The sequence below is a fragment of the Nakamurella deserti genome (assembly GCF_003260015.1).
GTDB lineage: Bacteria > Actinomycetota > Actinomycetes > Mycobacteriales > Nakamurellaceae > Nakamurella > Nakamurella deserti.
On sequence record NZ_QCXS01000003.1, the window covers coordinates 322,636 to 347,089 of the forward strand.

Below are 24,454 nucleotides of genomic sequence, written 5' to 3' on the forward strand. Positions count from 1 at the left end.
GCAGAGTATGTGTCCATGACAGACCCCGGCACCTCCGCGGCCTCCGGCGACGCGGCGATCGTCGTCCTCGGTTCGGTCAACATGGACCTCGTGGTCACCACGCCGACGCTGCCCCGGCCCGGCCAGACGTTGCTGGGGCGGACGTTCCAGACGGTGTGCGGCGGGAAGGGCGCGAACCAGGCCATCGCCGCCGCCCGGTCGGGCGGCCGGGTCCGGTTCGTCGGGGCCGTCGGCGACGACGCCTTCGGCGGGCAGCTCGCCGCCAATCTGGGCGGGAACGGCGTCGACACCGCCGCCCTGCGGACCGTCGACGGGCCCAGTGGGATCGCGGCGATCACGGTGGACGACGCAGCGGAGAACTCCATCGTCGTGGTGCCCGGCGCCAACGCCGCGATGGCCGAGCTCACCGTCGCCGAGCAGCAGTTGCTGACCGACGCGTCGATCGTCGTCTGCCAGCTGGAGATCCCGCTCAGCACGGTGGTGCACGCCGGGGCGGTCGCCGCGGCGGCCGGAAAACCGTTCCTGCTGAACCCTTCCCCGATGCAGCCGCTGAGCTGGGCGCTGTTGAGCAACACGACGGTGCTGGTGCTCAACGAGCACGAGGCGGCCGAGGTGGGTGCCGACGCCGTCGACGACGTCTTCCACGTCGTGACCACCCTCGGGCGTCACGGCGCGCGCTACCGCGGGCCCGACGGCGAGGTGTTCACCGTCCCCGCGCCGGAGGTCGAGGCGGTGGACACCACGGGCGCCGGCGACGCGTTCACCGGAGCGCTCGCGGTGGCGTGGGTCGAAGGCCGACGGCCGTTGGAGGCACTGCAGTTCGCCTGCGCGGCCGGGGCGCTCGCCACCACGACGCCCGGGGCGAGCGTCTCGTCGCCGACCCGCCAGGCGATCGAGGAGCTCGTCGCCCGCACTTACTGAGCGCGACCCATCCGGGCTACCGGCACGGGATCCCGTCGGCGGCGTCGCGCCGGAAGCGACGCAGGGACCTGGCCGGCGGCACACGGCCGGGTCGGCAGCACGCCGGCGAGGAGCCGGACGACCGGAACCGGTCGTCGCCGCCCACACCCCCGACGCCGGCATCGTGGCGACTCCGGCCACGTGCGAGGACGTCACGGGGCGCGGCTGCGACCAGGGGGCGCGCCCGGAGACGGCCGGGGTCCGGAACCCGAGGACTCAGGCTTCTTCGAGTTGCTCGGCGACGGCCATCCACTCGAGCTCGACCTCGTCCTTGTCGCTGCGGACGGTGGCGAGCTGGGCGTCGAGGTCGGCGGCCTTCGTGTAGTCGGTTCCGACTCCGGCGAGCGCGGTGTGCAGCTCGCGCTCCTTGCGGTCGAGCGATTCCAGCCGCTTCTCGAGCTTCTGCAGCTCCTTGCGGGCCAGCCGCCGGTCCACCGCCGGGCCGGCGGGAGCCGCCGGACCGGGCTTGCCGACCGCTCCGGCCGCCGGCTTCGGCGCGGCTGCCAACGCTGCCGCCCGGCGCTGCAGGTACTCCGGCACCCCGCCGATGACCTGGGTGATCCTGCCGTCGCCGAACAGCGCCACCACGTTGTCGCAGACCCGCTCGATCAGGTACCGGTCGTGGGACACCACGATGAGCGTGCCGGCCCAGGAGTCGAGGAGGTCCTCCAGCGACTGCAGGGTGTCGGTGTCCAGGTCGTTGGTCGGCTCGTCGAGGATGAGCACGTTGGGCTCGCTCATCAGGATCCGCAGCAGCTGCAGCCGCCGCCGCTCGCCACCGGACAGTTCCTTGACGTACGTCCACTGCTGCTGCGTGCCGAACCCGAACCGCTCGCACAGCTGACCGGCGGTCATGTCCTTGCCGCCGAGGTTGATCACCCGGGCCACCTCGGTGACCGCCTCCAGCAGTCGCAGGTTGCCGGGCAGCTCGGTGACGTCCTGGGACAGGTAGCCCAGGCTCACCGTCTGCCCCCGCTTGACGGTGCCGCTGACGAGGGGGTACTCGCCCAGCAGCACCTTAAGCAGGGTCGTCTTGCCGGAACCGTTGACTCCCACGATGCCGAGCCGGTCGCCGGCCCCGATCCGCCAGGTCACGTGGTCCAGCAGGATCCGGTCCGTGCGGTCGGTCGCCACCACCTTGGCGGTGACGTCCTCGATGTCGAGCACGTCGCGACCGAGCCGCTTGCGGGCGAACGCGGACAGCTGCACGGTGTCCCGCGGTTCGGGGACGTCGGCGATCAGCGCCTCGGCCGCCTCGATCCGGTACCGCGGTTTCGAGGTCCGCGCCGGCGCACCGCGGCGCAGCCACGCGAGCTCCTTGCGCGCCAGGTTCTGCCGGCGCTCCTCGGCCGCCCCGGCCAGCCGGAGCCGCTCGGCGCGGGCGAACACCCAGTCGCTGTAGCCACCCTCGCGGATGAACACCTCGCCGTCGACGACCTCCCAGGTCAGGGTGGCCACGGCGTCGAGGAACCAGCGATCGTGGGTGACGACGACGACGGCGCCGCGGTGGGCGACCAGGTGCGCGGCGAGCCAGGCCACGCCCTCGATGTCGAGGTGGTTGGTCGGCTCGTCCAGGATCAGCAGGTCGGCGTCGGTGACCAGGGCGGCGGCCAGCGCGACCCGGCGTCGCTCCCCACCGGACAGGTTGTCCACCAACGTGTCCAGGCCGATGTTGCCCAGGCCCAGACCGTCCAGGATGGACCGCACGGACGAGTCGGAGGCCCAGTGGTGATCGGCGGAGTCGTCACCGCCGAAGTCGCCGAGCGCGATGTCGCGCACCGTGAGACCGGGCGCCAGCTCCGACTTCTGGCTGACCACGGCGACGCGGGTACCGCGGCCGGTGGCCACCCGGCCCGCCTCCGGCTCGCGGACGCCGGCGAGGACCGACAGCAGGGTCGACTTCCCCGATCCGTTCAGCCCGAGAACGCCGATGCGGTCGCCGCTCTGGACGCCGAGCGAGATCTTCTCCAGCAGGTTGCGGTGGCCGACGACGACCGTCACACCCTCCAGGTTCACCAAGTTGGCCATCTGTACGTCAGTCCTTCTCCGTCGTGCCGTGCTCGAAAAGTGTCGGGGTGGGGCGGTACGGCGTCAGGCGCCGAGCACCCGCGCGCCGGGGACCGGCCCGTTGACCACCCGCACGGTGCGGCAGACCCCGAGCCCGGCGACCCGGGCGGCGACGTCCGCGGCGTGGTCGGCGTCGGCGCACAACATGGCCACCGTGGGCCCGGAACCGCTGACCAGGCAGTGCAGTGCGCCTTCGGCGGTCCCGGCGTACAGCACCCGGCGCAACGAGGGCTGCAGCGAGATGGCGGCCGCCTGCATGTCGTTGCCGAGCGCCTCCCCGAGTGCTGCGGCGTCAGGCCGCGCCAGCGCGGCCAGCACGTCCTCGACGGGTCCGACACGCGGGCCGGGTGACTGCTCACGGAGCCGGTCCAGTTCGCCGAACACCGCGGGGGTGGACAGCCCGTCGCCGGCGATGGCCAGCACCCAGTGCCATTGATGCCGGGTCAGTACCGGCGCGATCTGCTCGCCGCGGCCGGTGCCGATCGCGGTGCCGCCGGTGAGCGCGAACGGGACGTCGCTGCCGAGCTCCGCGGCCAGCGCGACGAGCGTCGACCGGGGCAGGTCCAGGTGCCACAGGTGCGCGCAGCCCAGCAGGGCGGCAGCGGCGTCGGCGCTGCCGCCGGCCATGCCCCCGGCCACCGGGATCTGCTTGCTGATCTCGACCCGCACCCCGGGGTGCCGCCCGGCGTGCTCGGCGAGCAGCAGCACCGCCCGGCCGGCCAGGTTGGCCGCGCCCTCGGGCACGCCGGGAGCTCCGCGGGTGACCACGGACAGCTCGTCGGCCGGCGTCAGCGACAGCTCGTCGTACAGACTGACGGCCTGGAAGATCGTGACCAGCTCGTGGTAGCCGTCGTCGCGCAGATCCCCGACCCCCAGGTGCAGGTTGATCTTCGCCGGTACCCGGACCCGGACGGTGGCGCTGGGCAGGGCGCCGATCACCGCACGGCTCCGGCGATCGCGAGATAGCCGGCCACGTCCAACGTCTCACCGCGACGGGTGGGGTCGACCCCGGCCCGGGCGAGCAGCTCCTCGGCGGCGGCGCCGGATCCGGCCCAGGAGGCCAGTGCGGAGCGCAACATCTTGCGGCGTTGCGCGAAGGCGTGGTCGACGATGCTGAAGACGGCGTCCCGGTCGCCGACGGTGGCGGTCGGGTGCCGGTCGATGGCGACGAGGGCGGAGTCGACGTTGGGTTCGGGCCAGAACACGTTGCGGCCGATGGACCCGGCCCGCTTCACCGTGCCGTACCAGGCCGCCTTGACCGAGGGCACCCCGTAGGTCCGTGACCCCGGACCGGCGGCCAGCCGGTCGGCGACCTCGGCCTGCACCATCACCAGCACCCGGCGCAGGCTGGGCAGCTCGGCGAGCAGGTGCAGCAGCACCGGGACCGACACGTTGTAGGGCAGGTTCGCCACCAGCGCGGTCGGCTCGCCCACCTCGGCCCGGCCGACCGTGAGCGCGTCGGCGCAGACCACGGTGAGCCGGTCGGCCCGGTCGGGTGCCTGCTCGGCGACGGTCCGCGGCAACAGGCCGGCGAGCCGCGGATCGATCTCGACGACGGTGACGCGCTCGACCTGCTCGAGCAGACCGAGGGTCAGCGACCCGAGTCCGGGGCCGACCTCGAGCACGTGGTCGTCGGGACGCAGGGCGGCGGCGGCCACGATGCGGCGCACCGTGTTCGCGTCGTGCACGAAGTTCTGCCCGAGCGTCTTGGTCGGCCGCAGGTCCAGCTCGGCGGCCAACTGACGGATCCGGGCGGCACCGAGCAGGGAGATCTGCTCGGTGCCGCCCGGGGAAGTCATGTCTTTCATCCTGGCACGGATACGACCGCCTACTTGGCGGCTTCCCGGCATGCCCACGGCTCCAGGCCGCGGGACTGGAACAGCAGCTTGGCCCGCATGATCTGCTCCTCGGGCGTGGCGTCGACCGGGTTACCGCTGCCACCGACGGACTGCCAGGTCGGCAGGTCGAACTGGAAGAGCCCGTAGGTGGGCAGGCCGCGCGACGGGTAGGCGTTGACGGCCTTCGGGTTGTGCGTGGACTCGCAGAAGGCGAGGCCGTCCCAGTTGACGCCGAACTCGGTGTCGTTGAAGAACACCTGGTTGCCGACCCAGGTCAGGCTCGTCCTGGTGCCGACGGCGATCTGACCGGCGACCGGCTCGACCGTGGTGGTCCGGCCGACCTCGGTCCTGGCAGTCTGCCGGCCGTTGACGGTGGTGACCTGGTAGCTGACGGCGGCGGTGCCGGGAGCACCCTGCACGGTGACGGCGGTGGTGCCGCGGTCCAGGTTCGGGTCCTCGACGGTGACGTCGGCCGGCTGCGGGATCTGCTCGTCCTCGACGACGGTGCTGACGACGGTGCGGGTGACCGCGACGGCCGTGCCGTCGGTGACCGGGGTGTCCAGGGCCGGGGTGACGGTGTCCTGGTCGTTGAGGGTGATGCCCTGCGCGGTCAGCAGGTCGGCGACGGTGGTCGCCGGGGTGGCGACCGTGACGGCCTCGCCGGTGCCGTCGGTCACGGTGGCGGTGTGCAGGGTGGCGGCATCCAGCGCGAACCCCTCCAGCGGGATGTCGCGGCCACGGTCGGCCGACAGTGCGTAGTCGGCGCTGTCCTGACCGAGCTGGGCCAGTGCCTCGTCGACGGTGCGCGCCGTCGTCCACACCTCGCGGCTCTGCCCGTCGACGGTCAGCGTGAGCAGCCGCCCGCGGTTGAGCGAGATCTGGCTGCCGTCGGTGATCGCGGCGTCGGCCGCGGGGGCCAGCACGTCGTGGTCGCCGGCGGTCACGCCGGCCGCCTCGAGGGCGCCCGCGACGGATCCGGACAGGGTGCTGACCTGGGTGGTCTGCCCGTCGACGGTCACCGTCACGGATTTGGTCATCGACACCAGGGTGCCGCCGACCGCGGCACCGGCCAGCACCACGGTGGCGGCCGCCGCGACGAATGGCCGCTTCCAGCTGCGGCGGGGGGCCGGGGTACCGGCGGTGCTCGCGGCGCTCGCTGTGCCGACAGTGCCGGTGGCGGAGGCGTCGGCAGCGCTCCCGGTGGCGGGTGCCGTCGGATCGTCGTCGCGCGTCGTCGGCTCGTGCAGGCTCACGGTGCTCCAGTTCTTGCTGGTTCCGGGCAGGGGGCACCGATGCCTCAGACGAGCGACATGATCACCACGACGGGACGCGCCGGGCTCGACAGCCGGCGGCGCACACGGTCCACAGAGGTGGCGGATCGGACTCGGGAACAGGCACCGTCTGGGACTTCCCCATCCCGGCGGTTATCACAGAACAATAACGGAGGGTGAACGGATCCGCCATCATGCGGCTGCATGTATGAGCGAACGCACAGGTCGGGTGACTCCGTGCGGGCCGTGGTCACCCTGCGTCGTTGCCGGCGAGAGGCCCGTCCGCCGAACGGGTCGACGCGTGACCGGGCCAAAACCGGGTGGCCGGCACCGGTTCCGGTGGGGCGGTCGGCGAGAGTCCGCCACCCCCACACCGGATGGGGCCGCCGGGAACGTCAGCGCGCGGCGTACGCGCAGGCCCAGGGCTGCAGCCCGCGCGCCTGGTACAGGATCTTCGCCCGCATCAGCTGCTCCTCCGGTGAGGCGTCGTACGCCCGTCCGGAGCCGCCGGTGCCCTGCCAGGTGCGGTCGTCGAACTGGAACAACCCGGTGTACTTGCCGCTGGGGTTGATCGCCCGCGGATTGTTGCCCGACTCGCACTTCGCCAGGCCGTCCCAGTTGACGCCGAACTCGAAGTCGTTGAACAGGACCTTCCCGCCCGAGTACGACGGGGCCGGTGCCGGCGCCGGTGCGGCCGATGGGGCCGCGGGCGCCGGGGCAGCGGCCGGTGCGGGCGTCGCCGCGGGTGCGGCGGCCGCCGGAGCCGGGGCCGGGGCCGGTGCCGGTGCCGGTGCCGGTGCCGGTGCCGGTGCCGGTGCCGGGGCCGGTGCCGGTGCCGGTGCCGGGGCCGGTGCCTTGGTCCCCCGGTGCGTCACCGTGGCCAGGGGCTCGACGGTGACCGTCCGCGACACCTCGGTGCGCGCCGTCTCCACGCCGTTGGTGGTGACGACGTCGTAGACGACGGTGGCTTCGCCGGCGCGGCCCTGCTGGGTGATCTTGCTGGTGCCCTTGGTCAGGGCGGCGTCGTCCACGGTCTGGGCGGCGGGCTGGGCGATCGGCTCGACCGCCGTCACCTGGCTGGTGGCGACCCGGGTGATGGCGACCTGCAGGCCCTCGCTGAGCGGCGTCTCCAGCGGCACCGAGACGGTGTCCTGGGCGCCGAGGGTGACGCCGGCCGCCGCCAGCAGGTTGCCCACGGTCGGCTGGTCGCTGACGACCGGGGTGGCGGCCGCGGTGCCGTCGGTCAGGGTGACGGTCGGCAGCGTGATGACGGTGACGGTGGTGTCGGCGGCGACCCGGTCGGTCAGCGCCGGATCGACGCGGTCGTTCGGCCCCAGCACGACGCCGGACTCCGCGAGCACGTCGGCGACGGTGGCCGCGACGGTCGACACCCGGCGGGCGGTGCCACGGTCGTCGACGGTGACGTCGTAGAGGGTGTCGGCCCGGACGGCGAGGCCGTCGACCGGGATGCCGCGCGAGCGGTCGGCGGACAACTGGTAGTCCGCGGGGTCGCGGCCCAGCTCGCCGAGCGCCTGGTCGACGGTACGGGCCGTCGTCCAGAGCGCGATCTCGGACCCGTCGACGGTCAACGTGAGCAGTCGCCCGCGGTTCAGCACGATGGTGGCGCCCTCGGCCACGGCGGTGTCGGTGGCCGGCGCCACGGTGTCGTGCTCACCCACCGTGAGGCCGGCCGCGGTGAGCACACCGTCCACGGTGCCACGCAGGGTCGTCACCGACCGCGGCTGGCCGTCGACGGACACGGTGACCGTCCGGGTCAGCGCGACCAGGGTTCCCGCCACCACGACCAGGACGGTCAGCGCGAGGGCGGCGAGACCCAGGAGCAGCTGACGGGCGGGCCGGGGAGGAGAGGGGACGGGGCCGGTGGGTGCGGGTTCGGCGGGATCCAGCACATCGGGCTCCGTCACATCACGTCCTTGCCGTCGAGATCTCCGTTCGAGGGCAGGCGCGCACCACCGCAGCCGCCACCCGGCCGCGGCGCAGTGACGTCACCGCGCCCGACGGGCGACCTGCGGGATGGCACCCGGGACTTCCCCATCCCGGCTGATCACGGAACCATAACGGGCGCATCACGGCGCGGGCAAGACGCCGCCCGGAGGACGGGTGCCTGCCCGGACCTTCGCAGCGACCACCGCGACCGGCCCCCCGTCGGTGGACTGCCCCGGAACGCGACTCGGCCCCCACCCGGAACGGGTGGGGGCCGAGTGCGGTGGCGCCTGTCGACCGGCCCTCAGGGGCCGGAACGGCTGGGTCAGCCGGCGTGGCCGCACGCCCACGGGGACAGGCCCCGCTGGGAGTACAGGACCTCGGCGACGGCGATCTGCTGCTCGCGGGTGGCCAGGTCGGCGCGCGGGGCGTACTGCCCGCCACCGGCACCCAGCCAGGTGCGGTTGTCGAACTGGAGGCCGCCGTAGTAGCCGTTACCGGTGTTGATCGACCAGTTGTTGGTCGACTCGCAACGGGCGATGCCGTCCCAGTTGACCCCCGAGCTGCCGGAGCTGGTGGGCGCCGGGGTGCTGGCGGCGGCCGGAGCCGACGCGGACGAGCTACCGGAGGACGACGCGCTGCTGCTCGACGAGGACGAAGGCGAGGCGGCGGCGGCCGGCGCGGTGGCGGTCTTGGTGCCGACCTTGACGACCGACTGGACCGGCTCGACGGTGGTGACCCGGCTGACCTCGGTGCGGGCGGTCTCGACACCGTTGGTGGTGGTGACGGAGAACGTGACGTCGGCGGAACCCGGCTTCCCCTGGGTCTCGACCTTCGTGGTGCCCTTGGCCAGCGACGAGTCGTTGACCTTCTTGTCGGCGGGCTGCGCGATCTCCGCGGCCTCCACCACCTGGGTGGTGGCGATGCGGGCGACCGACACCTGCAGGCCCTCCGACAGCGGGGTCTCCGCAGCCGGGGTCACGGTGTCCTCGGCGCCGAGGGTGATGCCCTGGGCGGCCAGCAGGCCGGCCACGTCGGTGGCGTCGGAGACGACCGGGACGCCGGCGTTGGTGCCGTCGGTGACAGTGACGGTGGGCAGGGTGACGACCGTGACGGCGGTGCCCTCGGCGAGCGCCTCGCCGACGGCGGGGCTGACCCGGTCGTTGGCGCCCAGGGTGATGCCCTGCGCGGTCAGCAGGTCGCCGACGGTGCGGGCCGGGGAGACGACGGACGTCGCGGTACCGCGGTCGTCGATGGTCACCGCGTGCAGGGTGTCGGCGCTCAGCTCGAGGCCGCCCAGCGGGATCTCGCGGCCACGGTCGGCGGAGAGCTGGTAGTCACCGGAGTCGCGGCCGAGCTGGGACAGCGCCTCGTCGACGGTGGTGGCGGTGGTCCAGACCTGGGTCGGGACGCCGTCCACGGTCAGGTTCAGCAGCCGGCCCTTGTTCAGGACGATGCGGGTGCCGTCGGAGATCGGCTGGTCGGCGGCGGGCGCCAGGGTGTCGTGCTCGGCGACGACGATGTCGGCGGCGTCCAGCGCGCCGTCCACGGAGCCGGAGAGCGTCGAGATGACCCGGTCCTGGCCGTCGACCGAGATGGTGACGGACTTGGTCAGCGCGACGAGCGAACCGCCGACGGTCGCGGCGACCACGACGACGGCACCGGCGACGATGAACCAGGGCTTGCGGAGCTTGGAGCTGAAACCGGCCCGCGGGGCGGGGGTCAACGGGGTGGCGGCAGTGGGCTGATCGGCGGACTCGGAGGCGAGACCGTCGAACGCGCTCTTGTCGTCGTGAGTAATGAGACACATCCAATGAACGGACCGTCCGGGCAGGTCGCAGGGCGTCGGCCCGGGCACGCCGGACAGCCCGCGTGGACGCGGCTGCTGTCGGGGGTGATCCTCACCGAGTGGGTGACGGTCTCCCGTGAGGGATTCCGGACCCAACGCACCCGGATGTTCGTGACCATCCCGGCTGTTATCACAAGACGGTAACGAGGGGTTACACGGGGCGGCAACCCTGGATTGGTGAGAGTGATGTCACGAGACGGAAACAAAGAGAACTGTAACGACATGAACGCAGATCAAACTGCGGTTGACCTGCGGAGATCACTCAGGGTGTAGACGCGTTGCGTGGTGGCCGTCACAGTGTCGGCCAGTTCGTCGATGTCCGCTTCGCGCAGATCCGCGACCGCACGGAGGGTGTACGGCAGCGCGTAGGGCCCGTTCTTGCGGCCCCGGTGCGGGTGCGGCGCGAGGAACGGCGCGTCGGTCTCGATCATCAACAGCTCCACGGGCGCGAGGCGGACCGCGGCGTGCAGATCCCGGGCGTTGCGGAAGGAGACGGGCCCGGCGAAGGACATCAGGTACCCGCGGTCGGCGCAGGACCGGGCCATCGCGGCGTCGCCGGAGAAGCAGTGGAACACCACCGTGTCCGGCGCCCCCTCGGCGGCCAGCACGTCGAAGACCGCGTCGTGGGCGTCGCGGTCGTGGATCATCAGCGGCAGCCGCAGCTCCTTGGCCAACGCGATGTGCCAGGCGAAGGCCTCGCGCTGGGCGTCGTGCGGGGCCGCGTCCCAGTAGTGGTCGAGCCCGGTCTCCCCCACGGCGACCACCCGCGGTCCGGCGGCGAGCGCCGCCAGCTCGGTGCGGGCGGCCTCGTCGAGGACGTCGGCCCGGGTGGGGTGCAGTCCGATCGCCGCCCACACGTCCGGGTGCCACGTCGCCGCGGCCGCCGCCCACCGGGCGGAGGCCAGATCGTCGGCGACGGTGACCGCCGCGATCACCCCGACCGCCCGCGCCCGGGCCATCGCGGCGGCGACGTCGTCGGCGGTACGGCAGCCGGTGGCGTCAAGGTGGGTGTGGTTGTCGATCACCGGCGCCCGCAGCGGCCCCGGGTCGGGCACCTGCTTCCACTCCTGCGGCTCGACCCACTCGGTCGGTTCGAGCACGGGTCAGGCCACCGGCGCCCAGTCCGGCCCGGTCTCGCCGAGCTTCGGGTCGAGCTTGGGGAACAGCGGCGTCGGCTTGGACAACGCCACCCCCGGCCGGATCTCGCGGCGCTCCCAGACGGCCTGCTGAGCGGCGTAGTCGCCGGTGATCACCGGATACGGCGACGCCGGGAACCCGATGTCACCCTCCACCTCGTCACCGAGGTCCTCGACCTCGACGACCTCCGGCTGGGCCGCCCACACACCCTCGCCGCCCAGCGCGGCGAACACCTTCTGCGAGGAGTGCGGCAGGAACGGTGTCAGCATCGTCTTGGCGTCGTCCACGACCTGCAGCGCGGTGTGCAGCACCGTCCCCTGCCGCTGCGGGTCGCCACCCAGCTTCCACGGCTCGGTCTCCGACAGGTACTTGTTGGCCAGCGACGCGACCCGCATGGCCTCGCCGATGGCGGCCTTGAAACGGCTGCGCGCCAACAGATCTCCGACGGTGCCGAACGCCTCGGCGGAGGCGGCGAGCAGCGCGGCGTCCGCATCAGTGCGGGTGCCCGGCGTCGGGATGACGCCGAAGTTCTTGTGCGTCATGGAGATCGAGCGGTTGACCAGGTTGCCCCACTCGTTGGCCAGCTCGGAGTTGGTGCGCCGGACGAACTCGTCCCAGGTGAAGTCGGTGTCCTGGTTCTCCGGGCCGGCGACGGCGATGAAGTGCCGCAGCGCGTCCGGGCCGAAGTCGCGCAGGAAGTCGCCGACGTAGATGACGTTGCGGCGCGAGGTGGAGAACTTCGAGCCGCTCATCGTCAGGAACTCACTCGACACGATCTCGGTCGGCAGGTTCAGCGCACCCAGGCGCCCCGGCTCCCCGCCGCGGGCGCCGCGGCCGTTGTGGGCGAGCAGCTCGGCCGGCCAGATCTGCGAGTGGAAGGTGATGTTGTCCTTGCCCATGAAGTAGTACTGATGGGCGGCCGGGTCGGCCCAGTACTGCTTCCACTGGTCGGCGTCCCTGCCGAACCGGCGGGCCCACTCGATGGACGCCGACAGGTACCCGATGACGGCGTCGAACCAGACGTAGAGCTTCTTGTCGCCCCGGTCGCGCCAGCCGTCCAGCGGCACCGGGATGCCCCAGTCGATGTCGCGGGTCATCGCGCGGGGCCGGACGTCGTCGAGCAGGTTGGTGGAGAACTTCAGGACGTTGGGCCGCCAGTCGGTGCGGGTGCCGAGCCAGTCGCCCAGGGCCAGGGCCAGCGACGGCAGGTCCAGGAACCAGTGCTCGCTCTCGACGAACTTCGGGGCCTCGCCGTTGATCCGGGAACGCGGGTCGATCAGGTCGATGGCGTCGAGCTGGTTGCCGCAGTTGTCGCACTGGTCGCCGCGGGCGCCGGCGTAGCCGCAGATCGGGCAGGTGCCCTCGATGTAGCGGTCCGGGAGGGTGCGCCCGGTGGACGGCGAGATCGCCGACATCGTGGTCTGCGGCACCAGGTAGCCGTTGCGGTGCACGGTGCGGAACATCTCCTGCACCACGGCGTAGTGGTTGGTGGTGGTGGTGCGGGTGAACAGGTCGTAGGAGAGCCCGAGGCCCTGCAGGTCGTCCACGATCACCCGGTTGTACCGGTCGGCGAGAGTCTTGGCGCTGACGCCCTCCTGATCGGCCTGCACCAGGATCGGGGTGCCGTGCTCGTCGGTGCCCGACACCATCAGCACGTCGTTGCCGGCCATCCGCTGGTAGCGGCTGAAGATGTCGGAGGGGACACCGAAACCGGAGACGTGGCCGATGTGGCGGGGGCCGTTCGCGTAGGGCCAGGCGACGGCGGTCAGTATCGAGCTCATGGGGCACCACGTTAGTGGGCTGCGGTCCGGCTCCCGGCCGCCCCGGGCGGCGTCGGCCGACCCGCCCGCCGCCGGCACGATCGCTGTCGGTGGCCGGGAACCCCGGCGTACCGGCTCAGGGCCGCGGCGCGGTCCGCCCGACGTCGGCGGTGGACCGCTGGGCCGGGATGACCAGCGGCGCACCCGACCCGCCCGGCGCAGCGGCCGGCGCCACGGACGCGGTGGGGCCGGCGGCGGCGTGCGCGTCCCGTCGGGCGTAACCGGCGTCGATCCGCCGGGCCCAACCGGCGGGCATTGCGAACAGCACCCCGAGCCCCGCCTTCTCCAGGACCGTCCGCAGCCACAGCGACAGCACGGTGAGGGCCGCGGTGACCAGCAGCGGCCACAGCACGGTCGCCACCGGCGTGGCCAGGACCGTCCGGAGCCGGTCGGCGCCCAGGGACCGGGCGATGAGGTAGCAGAGCGGGATGTGCAGGACGTAGACCTGCAGGGTCCGGCGCCCGACGTACTCGGCGGTGCGGGCGAACGGCGCCCACCGGGCGAAGGTCGCCACCGTGAGGCATCCGAGGACGATGAACGCCACGCCGCTGGCCTGGGCCAGGAAGGCGTCCAGCGGCTGCGGCAGACCCAGCTTGCCCAGTCCGATCAGCGCGGCCCCGACGACCGCCGCCACGGCGATGTCCCGCACCCGCCGGCGGTCGCCCAGCCGGCCCAGCAGCGGCCCGGCGTACACCCCGATGCCGAACCACACGGAGTTGACGACGACCTTGACGAACTGCGCGTCGCCCGGCTCGAACGCGGCCAGCACGACCCCGCCGACGAACAGCACCGGCAGCACGACGCGGCCGGGCAACCGGCGGATGGTCGTGAACAGCACCACGTACAGCGAGAGCGCGAAGATGTACCAGAGGAACGTCCGCACCGGCACGGCCAGCTCGATCAGGAAGGCCGGCGCGATGCCGAGGCGCTGCTGCAGGCTCGACCCGCCGATCAGCACGAACACCACCGAGTGCACCGCCAGCCAGACGACGTACAGGTAGTAGGTCGACGCCGCGCGGACCGCGGCTCCCGGCCGGCCCCAGCCCTCGCGGATGCGACGAGCGGCCAGCATGCCGGAGATGGCCAGCAGCAGCGGCATCCGCATGGCCGCGAGCAGCGCGTTGACCGCGAACCAGCCGCGCTCGGCCGGGGCCCACATCACGCCGCGGAACGGCTCGTAGGTCAGCAGTCCGACGTGGTAGAGCACGACGAGCACGACGCACACCCCGCGGGCGGCGTCGACCCACTGCAGGCGGGATCCGGTCGGGGCGGGTGCGGACCCGACCCGGGTGACGGCGGCGGAGAGCGCCGAACGGCGGGCGGCGAACGATGACATGGTGACTCCCGGGGCGGCGAACGACGGACGGTCGCCACGGCGTCGGGGGCTTCGTCGGTGATCCACAGAGGTGGACGTTCACCGGGAAATCTAAGGGATTTCACATCCGCAGGGCCATATGCGGCGCATCACACTGCGTGATCGTCGTGCGTGTTCATGCCCTCGAACGAAGGAATTCACCCCGTTGTCCGCCGCGGTGCGTGCGACCCCGACACCCGGACGGCCGCCGGAACGGAGCCCCCACCGGCGGTGGCCGACGTCCCGGCCGCGTCGGCGCCCTCCCCCCGACCCGGCGTCGCGACGGGCCCGGAAACGCCACGGGCCCCGCCCGGAGAAGATCCGGGCGGGGCTCCGCGGCAGGGCTCAGCTCTTGGGGGTCTGGTTCACGCCGTGGGTGGCGCCCTGCTCCTCGACCTCGGTGCGGTCACCGGACCACAGCGTGTGGAAGGTGCCCTCCTTGTCGACGCGCCGGTAGGTGTGGGCGCCGAAGAAGTCGCGCTGGCCCTGGATCAGGGCCGCGGGCAGCCGCTCGGTGCGCAGCCCGTCGTAGTAGGCCAGCGACGAGGCGAACACCGGCGTCGGGATGCCGGCCTGGGCGGCTCCGGCGACGACCCGTCGCCAGGAGTCCTGGCCGTTGGCGACGACGTCGGTGAAGAACGGCGCGAACAGCAGCGACGCGAGCTCCGGGTCGTCGGCGTAGGCCTCGGTGATGCGATTGAGGAACCGCGCCCGGATGATGCAGCCGCCACGCCAGATGCGGGCCACCGCCCCGCGGTCGATGTCCCAGCCGTACTCGGACGCGCCGGCGACGATCTCGTCGAAGCCCTGGGCGTAGGCGACGATCTTGGACGCGTAGAGCGCCAGCCGGACGTCCTCGACGAACGCGGCGCGGTCGCCGATGTCGAACGGCTGCGACGGGCCGGGCAGGTTGCCCGCACCGGCGCGCTGCCTGGTCGACGACGACAGGCCGCGGGCGAACACCGATTCGGCGATGCCGGTGACCGGGATGCCGAGGCTCAGCGCGGTCTGCACCGTCCAGGTGCCGGTGCCCTTCATGCCGGCGGCGTCCACCACGACGTCGACGAACGGGAGGCCGGTCTCGGCGTCGACCTGCTTGAGGACCTCGGCGGTGATCTCGATGAGGAAGGAGTCCAGGTCGCCGCGGTTCCACTCGGCGAAGACCTCGGCGATCTCGGCCGGCTCCATGCCCGCGCCGCGGCGCAGCAGGTCGTAGGCCTCGGCGATGAGCTGCATGTCGGCGTACTCGATGCCGTTGTGCACCATCTTGACGAAGTGGCCCGCGCCGTCGGTGCCGATGTGGGTGCAGCAGGGGTCACCGTCGACGTGCGCGGAGATCTTCTCCAGGATCGGGCCGAGCGAGGCGTAGGCCTCCGCCGAGCCGCCGGGCATGATCGACGGGCCCTTGAGCGCGCCCTCCTCGCCGCCGGAGATGCCGCAGCCGACGAAGTGGATGCCCTTCTCCCGGGCCGCCTTCTCGCGCCGGATGGTGTCCTCGAACAGCGCGTTGCCACCGTCGATGAGGATGTCACCCGGCTCCAGCAGCGCCGACAGCTCGTCGATGACGGCGTCGGTCGGGCCCCCGGCCTTGACCATGATGATGATCTTGCGTGGCTTGGCCAGCGAGGCCACGAAGTCCTCGGCGGTGTCACTGGGGACGAACGTGCCGTCGGAGCCGTGCTCCTCGATGACCGCTCGGGTCTTGGCGGACGAGCGGTTGTGGATGGCGGTGACGAAGCCCTTGCCGGCGAAGTTGCGTGCCAGGTTGGAGCCCATCACGGCCATGCCGGTGACACCGATCTCGGCGGTTCCGACGGGAGAATCTGTCATCTGGGGTCACTTCCGGTTCGGGGCGGGCGGCCACCCGGGGTCGGGCGGCGCGGGGGGCGGGGACGGAGCCGGCCACGACGGGCCGGGCGGGCCGGCGTCAGCGCGACAACGCGGCCTTGACGGCATCGGAGATCCGGCGGCCGTCGGCGCGGCCGGCGGTGCGGGCCTGGGTGGCCTTGATGACCTGGCCCATCTGCTTCATGGTGGCGGCGCCACCGACGGTGTCGGCGACCTCGGCGAGGGCGGCGTCGACCGCGGCGGCGAGCTCGTCGTCGGTCAGGGGCGTCGGCAGATAGCCGGCGATGACCTCGGACTCCGCGCGCTCCCGCTGGGCGAGCTCGGCCCGGCCGCCGCCGTCGAAGGCCTCCGCGGACTCCTTGCGCTTCTTCAGCTCGCGGGCCAGCACGGTCATCACCTCGGCGTCGCTGAGTTCACGGGCGGCGGTGCCGGACACCTCCTCGGTGGTGATCGCGGCGAGCACCATCCGCAGCGTGCCCTTGCGCAGGTCGTCCCTGGCCTTCATCGCGGCGGTCAGATCGGCGCGCAGGCGCTCCTTCACAGTCGTGCTCATGCGGACAACCGTAAACCCCGCCGCACCGCCGACCGGCGCCGGTCAGCGGCGGGCGGTCGCCAGCGCGTAGACCGACCGGCGGTTCAGGTCGTAGGTGGCCGCGACCTGGTCCACGGCGTCCCGGCGGCTCTTCCCGCCGGCCACCAGGGCGGCGATCTCGGCGAGCAGCGTCGCATCGTCGGGCGGGGCGTCACCCGCGCCGGACGAACCGGCGACGACCACGGTGATCTCCCCCCGCAGCCCGTCCGCGGCCCACGCGGCGAGCTCGCCGAGCGGGCCGCGACGGACCTCCTCGTGGGTCTTGGTCAGCTCCCGGCAGACCGCCGCCGGCCGGTCGGCGCCGAACACCGCCGCCATCGCGGCCAGCGACTCACCGATCCGGTGCACCGACTCGAAGAACACCATCGTCCGGGCCTCGGTGCGCAGCGCACCGAACGCGCGGGTCCGCTCACCGGTCTTGCGCGGCGGGAAGCCCTCGAAGGTGAACCGGTCGCTGGGCAGCCCCGACAGCGCCAGCGCCGTGATGACCGCGCTCGGTCCCGGCACGCTCGTGACGGCGAGCCCGGCGGCGGCGACCGCCGCGACCAGCGTGTAACCGGGATCGGACACCGACGGCATGCCCGCGTCGGTCACCAGCACGACGCGCTGCCCGCCGGCGATCCGGTCCACCAGTCCCGGCACCCGGGCGGCCTCCACGGACTCGTAGAACGACACCACCTTGGCGTGCAGGTCGACCCCGAGGTCGGCGGCCAGCCGCAGGAACCGGCGGGTGTCCTCGGCGGCGATCACGTCGGCGTCGGCTAGGGCACGTGCGAGCCCGGGCGAGGCGTCGCTGATCCGCCCGAGCGGGGTGCCGGCCAGGATCAACGCTCCGGCGGCCCGGTCGGACGGCTCGGCGCGGTCGGCGGGAACGGCGGGGTCGGTCACCGCCTCACCCTACGATCGGGGCATGACCACTCTGGCCACGGCGCCTCCCGGGGTCGACCCCGGCCCGGCCGCGGGCGGAGCGCGCGAGCCGGACCCGGCGGACACGGTCGTCCCGGTCGGGGCGCTGCCGCCGCTGACGCCGCCGGTGCCGGTGGCACGGGCGGCCGCCCCACGACTGCCTCCCGACGTGACCCGCGGCTGGCTGGTGACGGTGGTCATCAGCGCGATCGGCGCGATCGTCCGGTTCTGGCAGTTGGGCTTCCGCACCGACGGCGGCACCCCGATCTTCGACGAGAAGTACTACGCGTTGAACTCGTGGGAGGTGCTCAACAACGGCGGCTACGAGGCCAACCCCGGTTACGGCCTGGTGGTGCACCCGCCGCTGGGCAAACAGGTCATCGCCATCGGCGAGTGGTTGTTCGGCTACAACGCGGTGGGCTGGCGGTTCATGACCGCCCTGGCCGGCGTCGTCTGCATCGCGCTGGTCGTCCGGGTCGCCCGCCGGCTCACCGGCTCGACCTTCATCGGCGGCATCGCCGGCATCCTGCTGATCTGCGACGGCGTCTCCCACGTGCAGTCGCGCACCGGCCTGCTCGACATGATCCAGGCGGTGTTCGTCCTGGCCGGCTTCGCCTGTGTGGTGGCCGACCGGGACCAGGTCCGGACCCGGTTGCACGCCCTGGCCGCCGCGGCCGGCGACCGTGGCATCACCGCCGACCACTGGGCCGGTCCCGCCCTGGGCGCCCGCTGGTGGCGCTTCGGCGCCGGCGTCATGTTCGGCTGCGCGGCCGCGGTGAAGTGGTCGGGCATCTACTGGTTCGCCGCGTTCGGCGTGGTGGTCGTCGTCTGGGACATCACCGCGCGCCGCGCGGTCGGGGTCTCCCGGTCGCTGCGGGCGGTGCTGCGCCGGGACCTGCTGCCGTCGGTCTGGTCGCTGGCCGTGGTGCCGGTGATCGTCTACGTCGGCAGCTGGTGGGCCTGGTTCGCGTCCGAGACGGCCTGGGCCCGGCACCTCACGGGCAACGTGGTGACCTCGTTCCTGCAATGGCAGCAGCAGATGCTGAAGTTCCACGCCAACCTGGTCACCCCTTCGGTGGTGGCCAACCGGCATCCCTGGGAATCGAAGCCGTGGTCGTGGCCGATGGGCACCCGGCCGGTGCTGTACTACGTGCAGGGCGGCGCCGACGCGACCGGCTGTGACGGCGCCACGGACTGCGTGAAGCGGATCTTCCTGATCGGCACCCCGGCGATGTGGTGGCTGGCGCTGCCGGTGCTGCTGTGGGCGCTGTGGCGGATCGTCGGCCGGCAGGACTGGCGCTACGCCGCGGTGGTCGCCGCCTACGCCGCCGGGTATCTGCCGTGGTTCTTCAACCTCGAGCGCCAGATGTACTTCTTCTACATGACCCCGGTGGCGCCGTTCCTGGTGCTGGCCATCGCGCTCGTCCTGGGTGACGTGCTGGCCAAGCGGACCGCCGGGGTGGAGCGGCAACTGCTGGCGTTGGCCGCCGTCTGCCTCTACGTGGGTGTCGTGGCCGCCGACTTCGCCTTCCTCTGGCCGATCCTCAACGGCGACCCGATCAGCAACGCCGAGCTGACCGCCCGGATCTGGCTCCCCACCTGGGGCTGAGCACGCCGCCGCGGCCGCCCCGGAGGGCGGCCGCGCGGTGTCGGAGCATCACCAGTTCAGGTCCTGGGCACTCAGCGGGTTGCTGCAGATGAGGAACCAGCCGGTGTCGGTCGGCCACATGGTCAGGTCGAGCCGGCTCTCCCCCGTGGTGTCGCCGACCGCGCCGAGGGTCAGGGCGATGGTGTCGCCGTCCCACTGCATGTCGACCGCCTCGAGTTGGTTGGCGGGGGTGGTCACCCCGGCGAAGCCGTCGATGAAGTCCTGCTGCTCGGCCGCGCAGATCAGCTGGGAGGCGGTCTCGGCGTCACCCTCGTTGACGAATCCGAGCCAGTTCTCGATCAGTCCTTCGGCGGTGGCCATGTCGCCGCCGCCCAGATCGGTGTTCTCGACCGGGTCGTCCTCGATCGGGTCGTCCTCGATCGGGTCGTCCTCGATCGGGTCGTCCTGGCCGGTCGTGGCGGGGGGCGCCCCGGTGGTCGCCGGGCCGGTGGCCGGCGAGTCCGAGGTCGACGTGGTGGGCGTCGGGTCGTCCTGCGGGCGGCTCGTGGTGGTGGCCGTCGGAGCGCCGACCGTGGGTCCCGCCGTCGGGGCGGCGGTGCCCGGCCCGGTCGGGCCGGCCGGGTCGTCCCGGCCGAGCAGGACGAACGCGGTCACGCCGCCGCCGATCAGCAGCACCGCCGCGACGATCAGGCTGATGATCAGGGTGGTGTTCTTCCTCGGCGCCGCTCCGCCGGGGAAGCCGGGGCCGCCGGTGAACCCCGGGCCGCCGGGTCCCTGCGGCGGCATCCCGCCGGGCCCGAAGGCCGGGGCGCCGTAGGACGGCGGCGGGAACCCGTGCGACCGGTCGGCGGTGGGCGCCGACGGACCGTCGGCCGGCCCGAACGGCGGGACGCCGAAGGCCGGCGCGCCGGCGGCCGGCCCGAACGCCTCCGGCCGGTACTGCGGGGCCTGCGGCCAGGCCGGCTGCGGGGCCGGCGCCTGCTGCCAGGCCTGCTGGGGGGCGGCGGTCTCCGGCCGGCCGTCGCCGACGGTGGTGGTGGTGCCGGCGGTGTTCCACGGAGTGGTCATCGGGAGTCCTCGGGTCTCGCGGGTCCGCCTCTCGGCCCGCACTGCACCCTTCGATGCGGCGGCACCGGCGAATGTTCCCGCGACGGCGGGACCGGACCGGAGGACTTCTCGCCGGGGCGACCGACACCGGGGCCCGGCGGTCACCCGTCCGAGGCCCCGGGAAGCGGCCGGGCCCGCGGGTATAGGGTCCAATCCGAGTGGAATCACGGCACGCCACCCACGAGGAGGACTCACTTCATGGCCCCGTACACCCTTCCTGACCTGCCCTACGACTACGCGGCGCTCGAGCCGTTCATCAGCGGCAAGATCATGGAACTGCACCACGACAAGCACCACGCCACCTACGTCAAGGGCGCCAACGACACCCTGGACCAGCTGGCCGAGGCCCGCGAGAAGAACGCCTTCGCGTCGGTCAACGGGCTCGAGAAGAGCCTCGCGTTCCACCTGGGCGGTCACCTCAACCACAGCATCTTCTGGCCGAACCTGGCCCCGGGCGGCGGCGACCGGCCCGACGGCGAGCTGGGCGCGGCGATCGACGAGTTCTTCGGGTCGTTCGACGGCTTCAAGGCGCACTTCACCGCCAACGCGAACGCGATCCAGGGCTCCGGCTGGTCCGTCCTGGCCTGGGACACCCTGGGCCAGCGGCTCAACGTCCTGCAGCTGTTCGACCAGCAGGGCAACATCCCGTTCGCGCAGGTGCCGATCGTGCTGCTCGACATGTGGGAGCACGCCTTCTACCTGCAGTACCAGAACGTCAAGGCCGACTACGTGACCGCGTGGTGGAACGTGATCAACTGGGCCGACGCCACCGAGCGGTTCACCCGCGCGCGCAGCAGCAGCCAGGGCCTGATCATCCCCGGCTGACCCCGGACCCGCAGCATCCCGCGGCCCGGACCCCACCCGGGGTCCGGGCCGCGGTGCGTTCCGGACCGGCCGCGGACGGACCCGGACCGTATCTTGTCCCTCATGTCCGCCGCCCGCGCCCTCGTCCGGCGTCCCGCTCCGCACCTCGCCGACGGCCTCGTCACCCACATCGAGCGGTCCGTCGTCGACCAGGCGCTCGCCGAACGGCAGTGGTCGGACTACGTGGAGGCGTTGCGCGCCCACGGTTTCCGGCCGGTCGAGGTGGACCCGGCGGACGACTGCCCCGACGGTGTGTTCGTCGAGGACGCCGTCGTGGTCTACGCAGACCTGGCGGTGCTCAGCCGCTCCGGTGCGGTGCAGCGCCGTGCCGAGCTCCCCACGGTCCGCGCCGCCGTCGAGGCCGCGGGTCTCCGGATCGCGGAGCTCACCGCGCCGGCGACGCTCGACGGTGGTGACGTGCTCAAGATCGGCCGCACGGTCTACGTCGGCCAGACTCTGCGCACCAACGCCGCGGCCGTGGACCAGCTCCGTGCGCTGGTCACCCCGGAGGGGTGGGAGGTCGTCCCGGTACCCACGACCAGGGTCCTGCACCTCAAGAGCGCGGTGACCGCCCTGCCGGACGGCACGGTGATCGGCTGTCCACCGCTGGTCGACGACCCGGCCGTCTTCGACACGTTCCTGGCGGTACCCGAGGAAGGCGGCGCCCACGTCGTCCTGCTCGGCGACGACACCCTGCTGATGGCCGCGTCGGCGCCCCGGTCCGCGGAGGTCTTCCGGGGGCTGGGCTACCGGACGGTCGTCGTGGACATCAGCGAGTTCGAGAAGCTCGAGGGCTGCGTGACCTGCCTGTCGGTCCGGCTGCGCGGCTGAGACGGGCCCGCCGTCCCGCAGGTCGCAGCGGCGCTTCCCGCACGCCCGCCCGACGGAGCCTCAGAAGTGCCGGATCTGGTTGCGGCTCGACTCCTTGGCCACGTAGAGCGCCGCATCGGCCTCCACCATCGCCTCCCGGATCTCCTGGCCGGCGGCGAGCTCGGCCCAGCCGACGCTGCAGGTCTGGCCGTGCGGCATGGCCGCGGCGACCCGCCGCAGGACGACGTCGACGTGGTCGTCCTCCAGGTGCGGCAGGGCCAGCGCGAACTCCTCGCCACCCCAGCGGGCCAGCACGTCGCCGGCCCGCAGCACCCGGCGGGCGCGGTCGGCGAAACCGCGCAGCAGGTCGTCGCCGGCGGCGTGACCCCGGGTGTCGTTGAACAGTTTGAAGCGGTCGAAGTCCAGCAGGGCCACGATCACCCGCTCCCCCGGGCGCCGCTCGGTGGACAGCCGCACCAGGGCGTCGTCCCAGCCGCGCCGGTTGGGCAATCCGGTCAGCGGGTCGGTGACGGCCCGTTCGGCGAACTCGGCGAGCAGCGCGCTCTGCCGCATCGCCACCCCCGCCTGCGCGGCGAGCAGCCGGACGACGTTGTCCCGCTTGTCGCCCGCCGGCGGGACGCCGTGGTCGAAGCCGAGGGTCAGCACCGCGATCACGGTGGAACCGGCGCGGACCGGCACCACCATCACGTTGCTGTCCGAGGCCAGCGGCGCGGGGAACGAGCGTGCGCCGCGCTCGGTGACGGGGTCCGGGTCGACGCCGTCGAAGGCGCGGCAGATGGCCGACGGGAGGACCCGGGCGAGCACGAAGCCGGCCAGGTCCGGGGTGTTGGTCCGGGTCACCCGCAGCAGGTCGTCGTCGGCGGGGTCGGGCTCGAACAGGCAGACGTAGCGGGCCCGGGCGAGCTCGGCGCACGCCCGCACGATCGTCTCGCGTGCGTCGCTGCCCGCCTGGATCTCGGCGACGACCTCGGCGACCGCCGAGAGGTTGGCCTCGGAGTCGCGGATCACCTGCTCCGCCAGCAGCCGCTCGGTGATGTCCTGCGCGTGGGCCAGCACCCACGGCTCACCGGCCGGCCCCGGGGAGCGGGCCGCGGTCAGCCAGGCCCACCGCTGTTCGCCGTCGGGCCGGACGTAGCGCTTCTCGACCTGGACGACCTCGCCCCCCGCGGCCCGCAGCATCTCCTGGGTGCTGCCCTGACGGCGCACGTCGTCGGGATGCCCGAAGTCGGCGGCCGTGGCCCCCAGCACCTCCTCCGCGGGCCGCCCGAAGAGGGCGCACAGCGCCGCGTTGGCGGCGACGATGGTGCCGTGCTCGTCGGACAGGCCGATGCCGACCGGTGACTCGTCGAACAGCTGCCGCCAGCGCCGCTCCGACGCCTGCAGCCGCGCGGCGGCGTCGACCTGTGCGGTGATGTCGGTGGACACACCCGCGACGGCGTAGACCACGCCGTCCTCGTCGCGCAGCGGGAACTTGGCCGACAGGTAGTGGCGGACGGTGCCGTCGGGATGCGGGAGCGTCTCCTCGAGCACCCTGCGGTCCCCGGTGTCGGCGACCTCCCGGTCGGCACGGCGGAACGCGGCCGCCGCGGCGGCGTCGACCACGTCCGCGTCGGTACGGCCCAGCAACCAGCCGTCGGTCCGCCCGAAGAGCGCGTGCAGGGCGTCGTTGGCCAGCACGAACCGGCCGTCGAGGTCCTTGGCGTAGATCAGCGCGTCGGGGTGCGAGAGCACTCCGCGCAGCAGCCGGTCGGTGGCCGCCATCGTCCGCTCGGTGCGCCGCCGGACCGCGACCTCGGTCGCCAGTTCGTGCGCCTGCCGGCGGGATTCGAGCAGCGCGGTCACCTGCCCCGCCAGCGCGGTGAGCTGTCGGCGCTGGCGGTCGGTCAGCGAGCCGGGGTGCTCGTCGAGCACGCACAGGGTGCCCAGGGTCGCACCCTCCCGGCTGATCAACGGGGCCCCGGCGTAGAAGCGGACGAACGGGGCCTCCACCACCATCGGGTTGTCCCGGAAGCGCGGGTCGAGCAAAGCGTCGGGGACGACCAGCGGGTCGGACCGGCGGAGCGCGTGCGCGCAGAACGACTGCTCGCGGGGCGTCTCGCACCGGTCCAGACCGACCCGCGACTTGAACCACTGCCGGCTCTCGTCGACCAGGCTGACCAGGGCCATCGACGTGCCGCAGAGGTCGGCGGCGAGCGCGGTGAGATCGTCGAACAACGGTTCGGCGGCGGTGTCCAGGACGCCGTAGGAGTGCAGCACGGCCAGTCGGGCGGCCTCGTCGTCCGACGTCCCCGCGAACCGGACGGCGGCACCGTTGCCGCCCGCCATCAGGACCGTCCCTCGGCCACCGGAGACCCGCCTTCCGGGGTGTCCGCCACCCGGTCCGCGAGCGCCGACCGACGGTGACGCGAACCGCTCACGGCGGCAGCGGCGGTCGCGCCGAATCCGACGCTCAGGTCA

Annotated in this window: 18 protein-coding genes; 4 read left to right on the forward strand and 14 right to left on the reverse strand. The window is 73.0% G+C overall.

Annotation, left to right across the window (positions count from 1 at the left end):
* Positions 1-15: 15 nt before the first annotated feature.
* On the forward strand, positions 16-921 hold the full coding sequence (locus tag DB033_RS14730) for a ribokinase (RefSeq protein WP_111767697.1): 906 nt from the start codon (positions 16-18) through the stop codon (positions 919-921).
* Positions 922-1,176: 255 nt separating this feature from the next.
* Here DB033_RS14730 and DB033_RS14735 read toward each other — a convergent pair whose 3' ends face one another.
* The 12 genes from DB033_RS14735 to rsmI form a co-directional block, all read right to left on the reverse strand.
* On the reverse strand, positions 1,177-2,988 hold the full coding sequence (locus DB033_RS14735) for an ABC-F family ATP-binding cassette domain-containing protein (RefSeq protein WP_111767698.1): 1,812 nt from the start codon (positions 2,986-2,988) through the stop codon (positions 1,177-1,179).
* Positions 2,989-3,051: 63 nt separating this feature from the next.
* Positions 3,052-3,954, reverse strand: coding sequence for a 4-(cytidine 5'-diphospho)-2-C-methyl-D-erythritol kinase (locus DB033_RS14740; RefSeq protein ID WP_111768331.1), 903 nt, complete (start codon positions 3,952-3,954; stop codon positions 3,052-3,054).
* An 8-nt stretch (positions 3,955-3,962) separates the two neighbouring features.
* A complete protein-coding gene (gene rsmA / locus DB033_RS14745) occupies positions 3,963-4,826 on the reverse strand; it encodes a 16S rRNA (adenine(1518)-N(6)/adenine(1519)-N(6))-dimethyltransferase RsmA (protein WP_205843914.1) in 864 nt (287 codons plus the stop codon).
* Between the two features lie 29 nt (positions 4,827-4,855).
* A complete protein-coding gene (locus DB033_RS14750; RefSeq protein ID WP_111767700.1) occupies positions 4,856-6,118 on the reverse strand; it encodes a resuscitation-promoting factor in 1,263 nt (420 codons plus the stop codon).
* A 413-nt stretch (positions 6,119-6,531) separates the two neighbouring features.
* A complete protein-coding gene (locus tag DB033_RS14755) occupies positions 6,532-8,061 on the reverse strand; it encodes a ubiquitin-like domain-containing protein (protein WP_111767701.1) in 1,530 nt (509 codons plus the stop codon).
* 344 nt (positions 8,062-8,405) lie between these two features.
* On the reverse strand, positions 8,406-9,890 hold the full coding sequence (locus tag DB033_RS14760; protein ID WP_111767702.1) for a ubiquitin-like domain-containing protein: 1,485 nt from the start codon (positions 9,888-9,890) through the stop codon (positions 8,406-8,408).
* A 272-nt stretch (positions 9,891-10,162) separates the two neighbouring features.
* Positions 10,163-11,029 (reverse strand): TatD family hydrolase, encoded by an 867-nt coding sequence (locus DB033_RS14765; RefSeq protein ID WP_111767703.1) that lies wholly within the window; start codon positions 11,027-11,029, stop codon positions 10,163-10,165.
* Positions 11,030-11,032: 3 nt separating this feature from the next.
* Complete coding sequence (metG, locus tag DB033_RS14770) at positions 11,033-12,847, reverse strand: methionine--tRNA ligase (RefSeq protein WP_170315562.1); 1,815 nt, start codon at positions 12,845-12,847, stop codon at positions 11,033-11,035.
* A gap of 115 nt (positions 12,848-12,962) precedes the next feature.
* The gene (locus tag DB033_RS14775; RefSeq protein WP_111767704.1) at positions 12,963-14,222 is read right to left on the reverse strand and encodes an acyltransferase family protein; all 1,260 of its coding nucleotides are present in this window, start codon (positions 14,220-14,222) and stop codon (positions 12,963-12,965) included.
* Between the two features lie 363 nt (positions 14,223-14,585).
* Positions 14,586-16,070 (reverse strand): NADP-dependent phosphogluconate dehydrogenase, encoded by a 1,485-nt coding sequence (gndA, locus tag DB033_RS14780; protein ID WP_111767705.1) that lies wholly within the window; start codon positions 16,068-16,070, stop codon positions 14,586-14,588.
* A 97-nt stretch (positions 16,071-16,167) separates the two neighbouring features.
* Positions 16,168-16,641, reverse strand: a complete 474-nt coding sequence (locus DB033_RS14785) for a GatB/YqeY domain-containing protein (protein ID WP_111767706.1) — start codon at positions 16,639-16,641, stop codon at positions 16,168-16,170.
* Between the two features lie 42 nt (positions 16,642-16,683).
* Positions 16,684-17,568: a 16S rRNA (cytidine(1402)-2'-O)-methyltransferase gene (gene rsmI / locus DB033_RS14790; RefSeq protein WP_205843915.1), complete on the reverse strand. Its 885-nt coding sequence runs from the start codon at positions 17,566-17,568 to the stop codon at positions 16,684-16,686.
* 22 nt (positions 17,569-17,590) lie between these two features.
* Here rsmI and DB033_RS14795 point away from each other — a divergent pair, with 22 nt between their 5' ends.
* On the forward strand, positions 17,591-19,195 hold the full coding sequence (locus DB033_RS14795; RefSeq protein ID WP_111767707.1) for a dolichyl-phosphate-mannose--protein mannosyltransferase: 1,605 nt from the start codon (positions 17,591-17,593) through the stop codon (positions 19,193-19,195).
* Positions 19,196-19,243: 48 nt separating this feature from the next.
* Here the strand turns inward: DB033_RS14795 and DB033_RS14800 are convergent, their stop codons facing one another.
* Positions 19,244-20,263, reverse strand: coding sequence for a flagellar basal body-associated FliL family protein (locus DB033_RS14800; protein ID WP_111767708.1), 1,020 nt, complete (start codon positions 20,261-20,263; stop codon positions 19,244-19,246).
* A gap of 237 nt (positions 20,264-20,500) precedes the next feature.
* On the opposite strand from DB033_RS14800, the gene DB033_RS14805 reads away from it, so the two are divergent.
* Both DB033_RS14805 and ddaH read left to right on the forward strand, forming a co-directional pair.
* A complete protein-coding gene (locus DB033_RS14805) occupies positions 20,501-21,127 on the forward strand; it encodes a superoxide dismutase (RefSeq protein ID WP_111767709.1) in 627 nt (208 codons plus the stop codon).
* A gap of 102 nt (positions 21,128-21,229) precedes the next feature.
* A complete protein-coding gene (gene ddaH / locus DB033_RS14810; RefSeq protein ID WP_111767710.1) occupies positions 21,230-21,997 on the forward strand; it encodes a dimethylargininase in 768 nt (255 codons plus the stop codon).
* A gap of 60 nt (positions 21,998-22,057) precedes the next feature.
* Here the strand turns inward: ddaH and DB033_RS14815 are convergent, their stop codons facing one another.
* Positions 22,058-24,322, reverse strand: coding sequence for a PAS domain-containing protein (locus DB033_RS14815; RefSeq protein WP_111767711.1), 2,265 nt, complete (start codon positions 24,320-24,322; stop codon positions 22,058-22,060).
* Positions 24,323-24,454: the final 132 nt, after the last annotated feature.